The 12,864-nt window shown below is 46.1% G+C and carries 15 protein-coding genes; 6 read left to right on the top strand and 9 right to left on the bottom strand.

Going from position 1 to position 12,864, the window contains the following annotated elements; translation table 11 throughout:
* Positions 1 to 43 precede the first annotated feature (43 nt).
* The 5 genes from AC5LIL_RS01865 to AC5LIL_RS01845 all read left to right on the top strand — a co-directional run bounded on the left by AC5LIL_RS01865 (position 44) and on the right by AC5LIL_RS01845 (position 5,088).
* Positions 44 to 253, top strand: a complete 210-nt coding sequence (locus AC5LIL_RS01865) for a helix-turn-helix transcriptional regulator (protein ID WP_074035697.1) — start codon at positions 44 to 46, stop codon at positions 251 to 253.
* Entirely contained in the window at positions 250 to 717 is a 468-nt protein-coding gene (locus AC5LIL_RS01860; protein ID WP_074035695.1) for a hypothetical protein, read from the top strand. The genes AC5LIL_RS01865 and AC5LIL_RS01860 overlap by 4 nt, the downstream gene beginning before the upstream one ends.
* A 129-nt stretch (positions 718 to 846) precedes the next feature.
* Complete coding sequence (locus AC5LIL_RS01855; RefSeq protein WP_499824679.1) at positions 847 to 2,175, top strand: MATE family efflux transporter; 1,329 nt, start codon at positions 847 to 849, stop codon at positions 2,173 to 2,175.
* A complete protein-coding gene (gene gshAB / locus AC5LIL_RS01850; protein WP_499824678.1) occupies positions 2,159 to 4,450 on the top strand; it encodes a bifunctional glutamate--cysteine ligase GshA/glutathione synthetase GshB in 2,292 nt (763 codons plus the stop codon). The genes AC5LIL_RS01855 and gshAB overlap by 17 nt, the downstream gene beginning before the upstream one ends.
* Before the next feature lie 137 nt (positions 4,451 to 4,587).
* On the top strand, positions 4,588 to 5,088 hold the full coding sequence (locus tag AC5LIL_RS01845) for an SRPBCC family protein (protein ID WP_499824677.1): 501 nt from the start codon (positions 4,588 to 4,590) through the stop codon (positions 5,086 to 5,088).
* 45 nt (positions 5,089 to 5,133) lie between these two features.
* Here the strand turns inward: AC5LIL_RS01845 and AC5LIL_RS01840 are convergent, their stop codons facing one another.
* The 8 genes from AC5LIL_RS01840 to AC5LIL_RS01805 form a co-directional block, all read right to left on the bottom strand.
* Positions 5,134 to 5,505, bottom strand: a complete 372-nt coding sequence (locus AC5LIL_RS01840; protein WP_214744721.1) for a YidH family protein — start codon at positions 5,503 to 5,505, stop codon at positions 5,134 to 5,136.
* A gap of 8 nt (positions 5,506 to 5,513) precedes the next feature.
* Positions 5,514 to 6,161: a response regulator gene (locus AC5LIL_RS01835; RefSeq protein WP_427372158.1), complete on the bottom strand. Its 648-nt coding sequence runs from the start codon at positions 6,159 to 6,161 to the stop codon at positions 5,514 to 5,516.
* Positions 6,145 to 7,170 carry a PAS domain-containing sensor histidine kinase gene (locus AC5LIL_RS01830; protein WP_499824675.1) on the bottom strand — a complete coding sequence of 342 codons (1,026 nt, stop codon included), beginning with the start codon at positions 7,168 to 7,170 and terminating at the stop codon, positions 6,145 to 6,147. Before AC5LIL_RS01830 ends, AC5LIL_RS01835 begins: the two co-directional genes overlap by 17 nt.
* A 154-nt stretch (positions 7,171 to 7,324) precedes the next feature.
* Positions 7,325 to 7,885, bottom strand: a complete 561-nt coding sequence (locus AC5LIL_RS01825) for a hypothetical protein (RefSeq protein WP_214744723.1) — start codon at positions 7,883 to 7,885, stop codon at positions 7,325 to 7,327.
* Between the two features lie 16 nt (positions 7,886 to 7,901).
* The gene (locus AC5LIL_RS01820; RefSeq protein ID WP_499824673.1) at positions 7,902 to 9,095 is read right to left on the bottom strand and encodes an NAD(P)/FAD-dependent oxidoreductase; all 1,194 of its coding nucleotides are present in this window, start codon (positions 9,093 to 9,095) and stop codon (positions 7,902 to 7,904) included.
* 273 nt (positions 9,096 to 9,368) lie between these two features.
* Positions 9,369 to 10,433, bottom strand: a complete 1,065-nt coding sequence (locus AC5LIL_RS01815; protein ID WP_499824672.1) for a threonine aldolase family protein — start codon at positions 10,431 to 10,433, stop codon at positions 9,369 to 9,371.
* A 55-nt stretch (positions 10,434 to 10,488) separates the two neighbouring features.
* The gene (locus AC5LIL_RS01810; RefSeq protein WP_499824668.1) at positions 10,489 to 11,469 is read right to left on the bottom strand and encodes a zinc-binding dehydrogenase; all 981 of its coding nucleotides are present in this window, start codon (positions 11,467 to 11,469) and stop codon (positions 10,489 to 10,491) included.
* A 2-nt stretch (positions 11,470 to 11,471) separates the two neighbouring features.
* Positions 11,472 to 11,963 carry a lactoylglutathione lyase family protein gene (locus AC5LIL_RS01805; RefSeq protein WP_499824667.1) on the bottom strand — a complete coding sequence of 164 codons (492 nt, stop codon included), beginning with the start codon at positions 11,961 to 11,963 and terminating at the stop codon, positions 11,472 to 11,474.
* A 118-nt stretch (positions 11,964 to 12,081) separates the two neighbouring features.
* Here AC5LIL_RS01805 and AC5LIL_RS01800 point away from each other — a divergent pair, with 118 nt between their 5' ends.
* Positions 12,082 to 12,390 (top strand): winged helix-turn-helix transcriptional regulator, encoded by a 309-nt coding sequence (locus tag AC5LIL_RS01800; protein ID WP_031422089.1) that lies wholly within the window; start codon positions 12,082 to 12,084, stop codon positions 12,388 to 12,390.
* 28 nt (positions 12,391 to 12,418) lie between these two features.
* On the opposite strand, the gene AC5LIL_RS01795 is transcribed toward AC5LIL_RS01800, so the two are convergent.
* Positions 12,419 to 12,799, bottom strand: a complete 381-nt coding sequence (locus AC5LIL_RS01795) for a VOC family protein (RefSeq protein ID WP_499824666.1) — start codon at positions 12,797 to 12,799, stop codon at positions 12,419 to 12,421.
* Between the last annotated feature and the right edge of the window lie 65 nt (positions 12,800 to 12,864).

Below are 12,864 nucleotides of genomic sequence, written 5' to 3'. Positions count from 1 at the left end.
TTTATTTTACACTAGTGGTAGAAACTAGAAATGAGGTGGCACGATGCCATTAGTCAACCGCGTGAAAGAACTGCGTGCCCGGCACCAGTTAACCCAAGGCGACCTGGCCGAAAAGGTCGGTGTGACGAGACAGACGATCATCTCGCTCGAGAAAGGCAGCTACACACCGTCACTCATGCTGGCGATGCACATCGCACGGGTGTTCGAGGAACCGGTCGAATCTATATTCACAATCGAGGAGGAAAGAAAATGAAACACGTTGTCGTTCAGTCTATTTCCAGCATCATCCTGTATGTCCTGATGGCATTTCTATTCAGCTCATTTTTATCCGATGTGTCGAAGACCGTCAGCGAGTCTGACCGATTCTTAGTTGAATTCAATCTGCTTCCCCTACTTTTACTTGTTGTTTTTGGCATTGTTTGGACAGTCTATTCGTTTAACTCCCGGCCGAACAAGCAGTTGAGCTTCACTCAATGGTCTGTCCGCATGACTGAATTTAGTGAAGTCGATGAGCGTGAACAAATCATCACAGTGAAAGCGACAAAAGCGGCATACATCTCGTTCGGCATCTCCGTTCCTATTTTTATGGGGTCGTTTATGTTCTATCCGTTGTTTGAAGATACACTTCCCGCCTATCCGATCTATGCACTCGCTTCAACGCTCATCATCGCGACACTCGTCTATATGACGACTTGGATTCGCGGTTATCGACATTAAGGAATTCATCACGAATTCCTTTTTTTGTGTCCATTTTTCATCGATTCGGCTATCATGATTGCCAATTCTATTACACCGTGCTTATATATAACTAAATGGTTATATAAAGAATGTAAGGAGTCCTGCTTTGTGAAAACCGTCGATTTGACGATTGGAAACGTGCAACGCGTCATTCTGGCTCTTGCCCTTCCGCTCGTCGGTAGCTCGTTATTACAGTTTACGTATAGTCTCGTCGACATGTTTTGGGTCGGTGCGCTCGGGAGTGATGCTGTGGCAAGTATCGGTGCGGCTAGTTTTTATATCATGCTCGGACAGGCGATTCAATCGTTGATTGTCGTTGGCGCCGGCATCAAAGTATCACAAGCTGTCGGGAGACGTGACCTCAATTCGGTTCAGCGTCATGTCCGGGCCAGCAGGCGTCTGAATCTAACACTCGGTCTTTCGTACGCCTCACTACTAATTGTGTTCGGTCATACCCTCATCGGCTTTTTGAATATGGGTGCCCCCGCTGTGGAGCAGCTTGCGTATGAATATTTATTCGTGAGCGCGCCGATGCTCATCTTTTCTTTCTTTAATTTGCTGTTTGCTCGTCTATTCAGTGCATATGGCAATACGACAACAGCGATGCGAATCAATGCGACAGGCGTCATCCTCAATATGATTCTCTCCCCGATTTTCATTTATCCATTCCAACTCGGTGTGATCGGGGCTGCTCTAGCGACACTTGTCGCGAACGTCGTCATGTTCGGACTCTTTTGGCATCGCGCCCGCGTCTTGTTCGATTGGGAAGAAACCATTCAACCGAATCGAGCTGACTATAAAGAAATCTTACGTCTTGGATTTCCGATGGCAGCCCAACGGATTTTATTCACCGTCATTAGCATTCTCCTTGCTCGCATGATCGGTTCATACGGAACGGAAGCGATTGCGGCACAGCGCATCGGACTTCAAATCGAATCGATTGCCTATATGATGATTGGTGGTTTGAACGGAGCAATGGCTAGCTATACCGGTCAAAATCTCGGGGCACGAAAAGTAAATCGAGTTTATGAAGGTTACCGCGTAACGACCCGACTCGGGATGATCTATACGGGGTTCATCATGTTGTTATTTTTAACCGTCCCGGATCTCCTTATCGGTCTATTCGTCGATGATGTTCAAACCATCGAAATTGGGGCGAGCTATTTGCGAATCATCGGGGTCTCTCTCGTTTTCTCTTCGATTGAAATGATTGGAAACGGCTACTTCTCAGGACTTGGACTCCCGAAAATCCCTGCGACCATCTCGATTATTTTCACAGTGGGACGTATCCCGCTCGCATTGTTTCTTGAACCTTATCTCGGAATCGACGCGATCTGGTGGAGTATTGCTATCTCAAGTATTGTCAAGGGGCTTGTCTCCGCCCTCTTTGTCCGACTAACGAAAAAGGAAGTGATTTCGCTTGCAGAAGCAGTTTAATCAACTACCCCATCATCTCATCACGAGTGGAAAATTTGCCATCGAGCGAGAAATGTTACGGGTCACGTCAGACGGCACGCTAGCTGTTACGAAGCATCCAAAAGCGCTTGGTCATAAAGCGACGCATCCATATATCACGACCGACTTCTCTGAAAGTCAGGTTGAACTCGTCACCCCGACATTTTCGACAATTGAGGCAGCACATCACTTTTTAGAAACGCTATACGACATCACGGCGCTAAACATAGGTGACGAACGCCTATGGCCACAATCGATGCCATGCGCATTGCCGGAAGGCGGTACGATTCCACTCGCTGATTTTGGTGTGTATGGACTAGAGGCTAGCCGTTATCGTGAGCATTTGCTCCAAAAATATGGTGCGAAAAAACAACTTATTTCTGGAATCCATTTCAACTTTTCATTTTCCGATGAGATGTTATTCGCATTATACGAAGGATCCCCTGAACAATATCGACACTTCAAAGATTATTTATATTTGAAGTTAGTTCGTCAATATTTACGAATGCGTTGGCTCATCGTCTATTTGCTCGGTGCTACACCAGCCGTACATGCGAGTTATGAAGAACGATGTGTCAGTCAGATGCAAGCGCTCCATGTAGACACTTTTTCAAATAAACAAGCATTGTCCTATCGGAATAGCGACTGTGGGTATACGAATGTTGAACCACTTTATCCAAATTATGCGACACTCTCAAGTTATATAGACGATGTAAAACGGTTCATTGCCAAAGGCGAGATCGCCAATCCGAACGAACTCTACTCCCCCATCCGATTGAAAACATCGAAAGGTGGTAACGACTTAAATCAACTCGAGGCACACGGTATCGATTACATTGAAATTCGCAATATAGATTTGAATCCGTTTGAAAAGACCGGAATTGCTCGTTCAGATTTACGGTTCCTTCATCTGTTTTTGTTGTACTTGACCTTTACTGAGGAGACATCTCATGTCGATTGGCAAGCTGAAGCGTACAATAATCAACAACGTGTCGCCAAAGAAGGCATGTCTCCCGCAAGCATATTGACTCGAGATGGTTACGCCATACCTTTACACACGTACGCGACAGAACTTCTCGACGCCATCGATTCGTTCAACACACACTATGACCTCGGCTTCGAAGATGTCTTTCCCGCTGTACGCGAAAAAATTGATCACGTGGACCGGACGTACGCTTCCCGATTAAAGACGATTATGACCGAGACGGGTTATCACGCATGGTCCCTCGCCCAAGCAGAACACTTTTATGAGGACGCCTATGCAAATCGTTTTCGCATCCACGGTTATGCCGACCTGGAACTGTCTACTCAAATCTTAATGAAATCCGCAATTAAACGTGGTTATCGTGTCGATGTCATCGATCGTTCCGACCAGTTCATTCGGATTCGAAACGGCAAACACGAAGAATACGTCAAACAGGCAACGAAAACATCAAAAGACAATTATGCTTCCGTCTTAATGATGGAGAATAAAACGGTGACAAAGTTTGTCCTCGCAGAGCACGGCATTCGTGTCCCTGAAGGGGTAGAACTTCAAGAGGAATCAGATTTATGTCAGGCATGGGATTCATTTTCAAAACAACCCATCGTCTTAAAACCAAAGTCCACAAACTTCGGAGTCGGTATTCACATTTTTAAAGACGGAGCGACGTATGAGGAAGCGCTGTCTGCATTTCAGTATGCGAAAACGTTTGATGATGTCGTTTTACTTGAGACATTCTTACCCGGAAAAGAATATCGCTTCCTCGTCATCGGGGATGATGTCGCGGGCATCCTCCATCGTGTCCCGGCGAACGTCACTGGAGATGGCACCTCTTCGATCCGTCAACTCGTTGCGACAAAAAATGAAGACCCGTTACGCGGAAAAGGATACAAGACACCGCTCGAGAAAATCGAAATCGACGAGGTCGTCATCTCATTTTTACGTGCTCAAGGCAAGACCCCCGATAGTATTCCCGCTCTCGATGAGCGTGTCTTCTTACGCGAAAACTCTAATATCAGTACCGGCGGAGATAGTATCGATTACACTGATCAAGTTCCTGACATCTACAAGCGTATTGCTGTTGATGCCGCTAAGTCAGTCGGGGCCACCATCTGTGGTGTCGATATGATGATTCCCTCTCTCGATGATGCGCAAATCGAATACGGTATCATCGAATTGAATTTTAATCCCGCCATCCATATCCACGCTTTTCCTTATGAAGGAAAAGAACGATCGATTGGTGAAATGCTACTTGATTTATTGTTTCAGGACTGAACAGTTGTGTTTTGGACGATTGTGGTCGGGGCATATCCAACTATGAGGACAGTAATGAAACTCGCTTCTTTTTCCAAGCATTAGCCAATCTAGACGGCTAGATGGATAACGGATTCATCCTGAGAGGAGAATGGATCATGAGTACGGTCAAATCACATGTAGAGGGCACGACATTGATCATGGAACGTCTGTTCAAGGCACCACGGCAACTTGTATTTGAGGCATTCTCGACACCCGCACATCTCGAGAAATGGTGGGGACCGGCTGGATGGGAGACGAAAGTATACAGCTTCGACTTCAAACCAGGTGGGATTTGGCACTACTGCATGACGTGTGTCGACAAAGAACAGGGTGACTTTTATGGCATGGAATCATGGGGCAAATCGACCTTTATCGAGATTGATCCTTCTTCCCGAATCGTCTATACGGATGCGTTCTCAGATGCGGACGGACACGTCAATCCGGACTTACCTGTTATGACCATCACGAATGAGTTTCTCGATACAACGGAAGGCACGTTGTTCATTAGCCGCTCCGAATTCCCGAATGAAGAAGCTCTCCAACAAGTCGTTGAGATGGGGGCTGTCGAAGGATTCACTTCCCAGCTCGATCGTCTTGAAGCGATTGTGACGCAGTAACGTAAAAGGCACCGTCCTCGTAAGAGAGACGGTGCCTGATTGTGTTCACAATAAAAAATAGCTCACGAAGAGGATGAGTGAAAAGATGAAGACCATCCCAATTGCCAAAGCAATGAGACTCATCTTCGCAGATTTGAATTGTTGCGTATTAATCGTATGCACTTTTTTCAAATAGGAACGGGTTCCTACAAGAATTGTACTGATGCCGAACAAGATGGATAACATTCCAATCGCTGAAATCAATTGATGCTCTGCACCATTTAGATTCTCGCTTCGATAATAATGAAAATTCGTCACTAAGAAACCAATCCCAATCACGGTAATCGCAGTACGGATCCATGCCAAAAATGTACGTTCATTTGCCAGATGTTGCTGGATGTATTGCGAATCGATCGTTTTTTCTACTTCTACTTTCATTCTTTCAATCATCCTTCCATTTCAATCAAATGATTTTTCAAGGCGTATTGCACCAATTCGTGTCGGTGCTTCATCTGTAGTTTGTTCATAATCCGTGCTTTATGATTCTCTACTGTCTTGGGACTGATTCCTAATTTTTCCCCGATCTCATTATGGCTATACCCTAAAGTCGACAACCGCACAATCTCTAGTTCACGACGTGTCAATAACGGGTGACCATTCTTTTGAAGCACGAGCTTGTCAATATAATCCTCGGTCAATGACGTCGAATAATATCGTTTCCCGTCAAATACATACTCAATCCCTTCTGCTAGTTGAGATGGATCGCTATTTTTAGACATAAAACCAGGTACATCCAGTTCAAGAGCACGTTTGATATAAATCTCTTCATCATGCATCGTCAGTAAGATGATTTTTGCGGAAGGTACTTCCTCAGCGAGTGCTTGAACCGTCACAAACCCATCCAATCCATTCGGCATCGTGATATCAAGTAAAATGACATCGGGACGCATCCGAATCGCTTCTTGTATTGCCGCTGCTCCCTCTGCCGCTTCCCCAACTACACGAATGCGCTCATTTGTACGAAACATCAGTTTTAATCCACGTCGCACTAACTCATGATCATCAACAATCAATACATTAATCGGTTTCATCATGACCTCGCTCTCTCGGAACTGACACTGAAATTTCAGTCCCGTGCCCTATCACCGAAACGATCTGAAACAAACCTTCTATTGTTTTTGCCCTTTCTTCCATGTGACGTAGCCCTAAGCCTTTAGAGACCACGAGAGAATCAAAGCCAACTCCATCATCTCGAAACAACAATTCAATTTGTTCCTCCTGTTCAAATACTCGACAATCAACATTTGTTGGATTCGCATACTTCATTGCGTTCACAAGTGCCTCTTGGACAATTCGATATAAATTAATTTCAACAAGGGAATCACATCGTGTCTTTAGTCGAAAATCCGTATGAAATGCCACGTTCGGATAACGAGTGGCAAAACTATCAAGTAGCACCTGTAGTGCCGATTCCAGTCCAAATTGATCAAGTTCGACTGGTCTCAACTGTTTTGAATAATTTCTGACGTGATCCATCAGGAGACTCACTTCAGAAATGACAGAACTCAAATATTCTTTTTTATCGGGGTCAACTACGTCTGATTGCAATGAATTCAAGGCAAGCGTGATACTAAACAGCGATTGTCCGACCCCATCATGTAACTCTTGAGCCAATCGTTCATGTTCCTCTTCTCTCGCCCGAATCAATTCCCGAACCATTTGTTCTCTTAATATATGCGCTTCCCTGCGCTTTCGTTCTGTAAAATCTCGTAAGACAAGCAGATAGTATGTCGCACCGGTCGTCGGATCATTTAAGATGCGAGCCGTGTTCATCTCAACGTCAACCATTTTCCCAGAGTATGTCGGCATCTCCGAAGTGAAATATGGGGAACGTTCATGTTCAATCAAATAGCAACGTTCTTCGCTAATGTTCACGTTTCGCTTCTGACAAAAAGAACAATAAGGAACCGGTTCTCCGATTTGCCATCCCGTCAATTGTTCGGCCGATTGATTCATCGAGATGATCGTTCGGTCATGGTCCATCACAATCACACCGTCTTTGAGTACGTTTAATATTTGATGTTCAAAGTCACGTAGTGTCAACGTTATCCCCTCCGCACTCTTTCAGTTCTTATATTCATAATACCCCTATGGGTAAACAAACCCAAATGATGCACTTCATTCCCCTATAAAAAAAGACGCGCCTCGAGGCACGTCTAATTTATTGAAAACTCTATTCATCATGATTTATTCATGTTTAACGCTTGATTGTCCGTTCGTTTAGTACATCAACAGTTGCTTGAACGTATTTAAGGCCGTATTGAACTGATGGTTCTTTAATCCAACGCATGAGTGAAAATAGGGTGATGTGGCGGTCATCCTGTTCGACACGTTGTTGCACTTCCGTCCACATCTCTCGCGTCCATTCAACCTTTTCTTTCGCTGGCACGGCATACTCATCGATTCGTTGCCCAATCAATTCTTTCGTTTGTTCATCATGATATACATCTTGGACAAACGTGAACATGAACTCAAGTTGATTCGTCACCTGTAACAACATCGGTAACTTTTCAGTCAGTTTTATTGCTGCTTCAAGCGTTTCGATTTGGATATTGGAATTGTCGATGGCTGCGTCAACTTTCTCTTTTACCGTTTCATCTTTCATCGTCGCCATACCAAAATCAACAGCATCCTCTAAACGGCGGAGAGACTGTTCAATTTTGGGCAAACGATCGATCAGTGCAATCAGTGCTTGTTCAACGTCAGGTCTTGTCAGTACGGTCTCGACCGTTTGTTCTTCAAGTGCAGAACGTTCCATCACGATCCCTCCTTTCTCACATCGTTCCTTTCAACATGCCGTTCCAGTACATAATCGGTAAAAAGTCTTTTTTCAAAATGTACATGCTTCGTCTCTCCTTCGCTTGATTGAACGGCATCGATTCTTGAGGGATTTTATCATAATCAAACTCTGCTAGAATCAACGAACCGTAACCTGTGACAATCGGACAAGAAGAGTAGCCGTCATATGAAGCTGTCGGTAAATGACCATACATTGCATCTAGTACATTTTGGACAACGACAGGTGCCTGTTTCCGAATGGCTGCGCCTGTCTTCGATGTCGGTAGATTCGTACAGTCACCTAACCCGAACACATTTTTGAATCGCTTATGTTGAAGTGTATGTTTGTCGACATCGACCCATCCACCAGAGTCTGCCAATGAACTGTTCCGAATGAATGCCGGAGCTTGCATCGGTGGCGTGACATGAATCATGTCATAGCTGATCTCGAACGATTCTCCCGTATCTAAGTTTTCAAAAATCGCTACTTTTTCATCTGCCTTTATTTCTGTCAGATTCACCCGAAAATGCGTTTCAATCTGTTTTCGTTCGAGTACTTTCTCCAGTGCGTCCCGATACTTCGCAACATCGAAAATGGCAGGATTGGCTGAACCGAAGACCACCCGACTCGAACCACGAATGCCCGTCTTCATGAAATACTCTTCCGCCAAGTACATGATTTTTTGAGGAGCACCCCCGCATTTTACCGAAGAAGCCGGGTGTGTGAACAATGCCGTTCCACCCGTAAACTTTTCGAGAGTATCCCATGTGTAGCCAACGTGTTCGTATGAATAATTACTGCAGACCTCTTTTGTCCCAAGCGCTTCTTTTAATCCTTTTATGCGTCCCCAGTCAATTTCAATCCCTGGTGACACAATGAGAAAATCATAGTAAATCTTTCCGTGACTTGACGTTTCGACTTGATTGTTTTCAGGATCAAATGTCGTCACATGATCTTGTAACCACTTCGCCCCATCAGGAATGAGAGAATCCATCGGGCGGGCCGACTCTTCTTTCTTCACAATACCTGCTCCGACTAGTGTCCATAACGGTTGATAATAATGAGTAGTGGCAGGATCAATCAGTAGAATCTCATCTTTCAAATGATGTTTCTCTCGAAGCAATCTTGCCGCGACACTGATTCCCCCGGTTCCTGCTCCTACAATCACAACACGATAATGTGTACGCATCTTATGCAACCCCTTCTGTTTCATCACACGCTATTTTTGACAAACAAGTGAACCAATCTATAAACTAAGCATATTTGAAAGCGTATACACTTTATATAGGGGAAGTCCCTCAATTTCCATCTAAATCGTTGATATATGTTGTATAACACACTGGTTCATCGAAAATTTTGTTTACGTGCCGTTCTGTTCAAAGTGACTTTCATCACTTTTAAGAGCGCTATTTTTCTCAATATAAAAAAGCCTTGAAGATCAACACTCTTCAAAGCTTTACGCTCATTCAGCATGGAATTTTTTGAAAAGATCATCGAGTTGATCGAGAGTCATCTCGCCATAAACATCCCCGATACTGATTTCTGTTGAACAGTATCCTTCTTTTTCAACGAGATAACCGGTTATGCCAATCCCGGTCTCTTCTTGGATTCCTGCAATCCGTTCAGCGAGTTCCTCTTTTCCCCCTTGAAAATGTAAGTGGAACATATTCGTGACGGGGATGCGTGGTGTCGTCCACACTCCATCGATTTCATTAAAGCGTGCTGCCAACCGCACTGCATCGTCCCGATACCGGGTCATTTTGTCTTTTCGCAACTCATAATAATAATCCGAGGAAAGGATGTATGGATACAAGCTGATTAAATCACCGCCGTAGCGGCGCTTCCATACTTTCGACGTGTCACAAAACGATTTCGGTCCAGCAAGGATGGCACCGGCAATCCCACCGATTCCTTTATAAAACGAGACGTACACGCTATCAAAAAGTGCACAGATTTCAGATGCTTCTTTTTCGTAATACGGTAGCGACTCGAACAGTCGTGCCCCGTCCAGATGTAGATAGATCCCTTTCTCACGACAGTGCTCATGAATTGCCACAAGCTCCTCGAAGGTCGGCAATTCCCCGCCGATTTCCCGTTGTGGCAGTTCGAGCAGTAGACACGCGATGTCTGGCAACGCCTGAATCTCTTCGAGTGTCATCAACCGATTTTCGTCCCCGACTAAAACCGGTTCGATGTGATGCAACTCCTTCAAACCGTCCTGTTCGTGGATTTCAAGGTGACAGAGCGGATGATACGCGACCTTGTTCTTCCCTGTTTCATCACACCAAATGCGCAGGGCAATCTGTTGCGCCATCGTGCCACTTGGAAAGAATACCGCCGACTCTTTCCCGAGAACTTGTGCCATCTTCTCTTCAAACTGGCGAATCGTTTTCCCCTGTCCATACTGGTCACTCGGCTCATCGTCACGCACATGCTCAAACGCACGTTTCAACACCCCGACTTCCCGTTTGCCGTGACCGCTCAACTGAACATCTGTCTGTCGATACGTGTCTATTAATCGCTCCATATATTCCCCTCCTCGACAAATAAACTCCCTGTCAGTATAACAGGGAGTCCTCTACTCAGTCGCGAATCCGGACGATGAGTTTACCGCGCACTTTCCGCGTTTGTAGTTTTTCGAGACCTTCTTTCAACTGGTCGAATGATAACACTTCTGTGACGAGATCGTTCAGTTCACCTGCATCAAGCAAGTTCATCAACTCTTCGGCCATATACGCCAAGTTGCGAATCGCATGTTCGTCCTCGCTCGCATGTGCCGCCCCGAGTGCCACTTCATGAATCGAAGGGGATAACGTGAAACCTTTCATGTTCGTCATATCTGGTGGACCGGCGATATAGGCGAGGTGTCCGCTGAACGCGAGACGATCGAGGTCAGCCGTCGCGACGTCGCGACCGACCGTGTTCAAAATCAAGTCGACACCACGTCCATTCGTCTCTTCCATGATTCGTGCCGTCACGTCCTCGACGTTATAGTCGATGACCACGTCCGCCCCGAGTGATTCTACCCACTCAAAATTCTCCGGAGATGCCGTCGTGAACACTTTTAACCCGAGGCGTTTTGCGAATTGAATCGCAAAGCCACCGACACCGCCCGCTCCGGCGTGTACGAGAATTGTCTCCTTATCCCGCGTGTTCAGCTTCTGCATGACCGCTTCATAAGCTGTCATTCCGGCACACAGAATCGAAGCCGCCGCCTCATCACTTACACCTTGTGGAACGACCGCACACGCCCGAGCATCAACGACCGTGTACTCGGCGAACCCTCCATATTTCGAAAGATCCGTATGCACGGCTACACGTGAACCCGTAATGATGTTGGCGATACTTGAACCGACCTCGACGACTTCTCCGACGAGATCGACACCGAGAATGTGTGGATATGCCCAGTTCGGGTTTCCGTTTGAACCGACTTTATAGTCGACCGGGTTCAAGGCGACCGCTTCGACACGAATCAACAGTTCTCCCGTTCCAGGTGTCGGTCGGTCGATTTCTCCAATATGCAGATGATCTAGACCGGGTTGGTCGAGTAGCCATGCTTTCATGTTTAGTAAGCTCCTTCCGAATATGTGAGTTCGTATGAATGTGAATAAATTTCAACGAGATTACCGAATGGGTCTTCGCAGTACACCATACGATATGGTTTCTCGCCTGGGTAGTATTCACGAATCGGCATCCGTTGTTTCCCGCCATGGGCGACAATCTTCTCGACAAGTCCTTCAATGTCAGGGTCTTGTACACAGTAGTGGAAGATTCCCGTCTTCCAAAACTCGAAGTTGTTTTCTGGTGTCTCGTTATTTGGGAATTCGAATAACTCGATTCCAATTCCATCTCCTGTTGACATGTGGGCGATGCGGAATTTACCCCAGCCTGGTCCGAAGACGTCGGTACACATCACGCCGATTGGCGAATCATCCTCGACGACGTCCGATGGTGTCATGATGGTATACCACCCCATCACGTCCTCATAAAATTTAACGGCCTCGGTTACGCTCGGCACAGAAAGACCGATATGTGAAAATGTTCTTGGATACGTCATGTTTCATCTACTCCTTTTTGTTTGCTCAATTCACCGGATAACGATAAGATACTGTCATTGAAGCAAGAAAAAAAGTACGCACATTGAAGTAACTACCCGAAAGTGAGGCTCCTTGAACATGACTACATCGTTCCCCGTCAACCGCGCACTCGAGATTATCGGCGGCAAATGGCGCCCTCAAGTGTATTGCACGCTTCAAGATGGACCGCTTCGTTTTTCTGATATTCAACGGGCGATTCCTGACGTCAGCCGAAAAGTGTTGACCGATCAATTGCGTGAACTCGAGCAACTCGGTATGGTTCGCCGTGTCGACTATTCGACCGAGAAGCACCTCCACGTCGAGTATTCATTGACCGAAGATGCCCTCGGCCTTCAACCTGCCATGAATGCCCTTTGTTCATGGGGAGAGTGCCACGACAACAAATAATCCCGAGCCACATGGCCCGGGATTATGTTTATGAAGCGAACAAACTGATCAAATTCCCATCCGCATCGTATAGGATGGCGTAACGTTGTCCCCAAAACGCATCCCATGGGGCTTTGTGTGACGCATAGCCTTGTTCAAGTACCATGTCATATAATCGGTCGAGCGCCTCACGGCTTTCACATAAGAAAGCAAGCTCGATCCGATGCCCGTCTGCCTGTTTCCATTCCCCGTATACTGATTCGGCCACTTCTACCGTATCGAACGCGAGACGTACGCCTCCTTCGTCAATCTCTACATGCGCTTCCCCGTTCATCGCTTCTGGAATCTCAAACCCGAGTGCCCGATAAAAGTCGAGCGACCGCTTCATATCCGTCACGACGATCCCGACCATGTCCAATTTGACTGCCATCACGTTCCCTCCCCTTGTTTTCATGATACGATTTGAGTGTAGCACGACCACTTCGATCAGAGACG

The organism is Exiguobacterium sp. RM11, from assembly GCF_059821525.1.
The sequence above is the reverse complement of the archived record's forward strand: the minus strand, read 5'-3'. Positions and strand labels throughout refer to the sequence as shown.

What these genes read in the sequence shown, in the direction of transcription:
- AC5LIL_RS01865 (WP_074035697.1), top strand. Translation starts at nt 44, where the DNA reads ATGCCATTAGTCAACCGCGTGAAAGAACTGCGTGCCCGGCACCAGTTA.
- AC5LIL_RS01860 (WP_074035695.1), top strand. Translation starts at nt 250, where the DNA reads ATGAAACACGTTGTCGTTCAGTCTATTTCCAGCATCATCCTGTATGTC.
- AC5LIL_RS01845 (WP_499824677.1), top strand. Translation starts at nt 4,588, where the DNA reads ATGAGTACGGTCAAATCACATGTAGAGGGCACGACATTGATCATGGAA.
- AC5LIL_RS01840 (WP_214744721.1), bottom strand. Translation starts at nt 5,505, where the DNA reads ATGAAAGTAGAAGTAGAAAAAACGATCGATTCGCAATACATCCAGCAA.
- AC5LIL_RS01835 (WP_427372158.1), bottom strand. Translation starts at nt 6,161, where the DNA reads ATGATGAAACCGATTAATGTATTGATTGTTGATGATCATGAGTTAGTG.
- AC5LIL_RS01825 (WP_214744723.1), bottom strand. Translation starts at nt 7,885, where the DNA reads ATGGAACGTTCTGCACTTGAAGAACAAACGGTCGAGACCGTACTGACA.
- AC5LIL_RS01820 (WP_499824673.1), bottom strand. Translation starts at nt 9,095, where the DNA reads ATGCGTACACATTATCGTGTTGTGATTGTAGGAGCAGGAACCGGGGGA.
- AC5LIL_RS01815 (WP_499824672.1), bottom strand. Translation starts at nt 10,433, where the DNA reads ATGGAGCGATTAATAGACACGTATCGACAGACAGATGTTCAGTTGAGC.
- AC5LIL_RS01810 (WP_499824668.1), bottom strand. Translation starts at nt 11,469, where the DNA reads ATGAAAGCATGGCTACTCGACCAACCCGGTCTAGATCATCTGCATATT.
- AC5LIL_RS01805 (WP_499824667.1), bottom strand. Translation starts at nt 11,963, where the DNA reads ATGACGTATCCAAGAACATTTTCACATATCGGTCTTTCTGTGCCGAGC.
- AC5LIL_RS01800 (WP_031422089.1), top strand. Translation starts at nt 12,082, where the DNA reads ATGACTACATCGTTCCCCGTCAACCGCGCACTCGAGATTATCGGCGGC.
- AC5LIL_RS01795 (WP_499824666.1), bottom strand. Translation starts at nt 12,799, where the DNA reads ATGGCAGTCAAATTGGACATGGTCGGGATCGTCGTGACGGATATGAAG.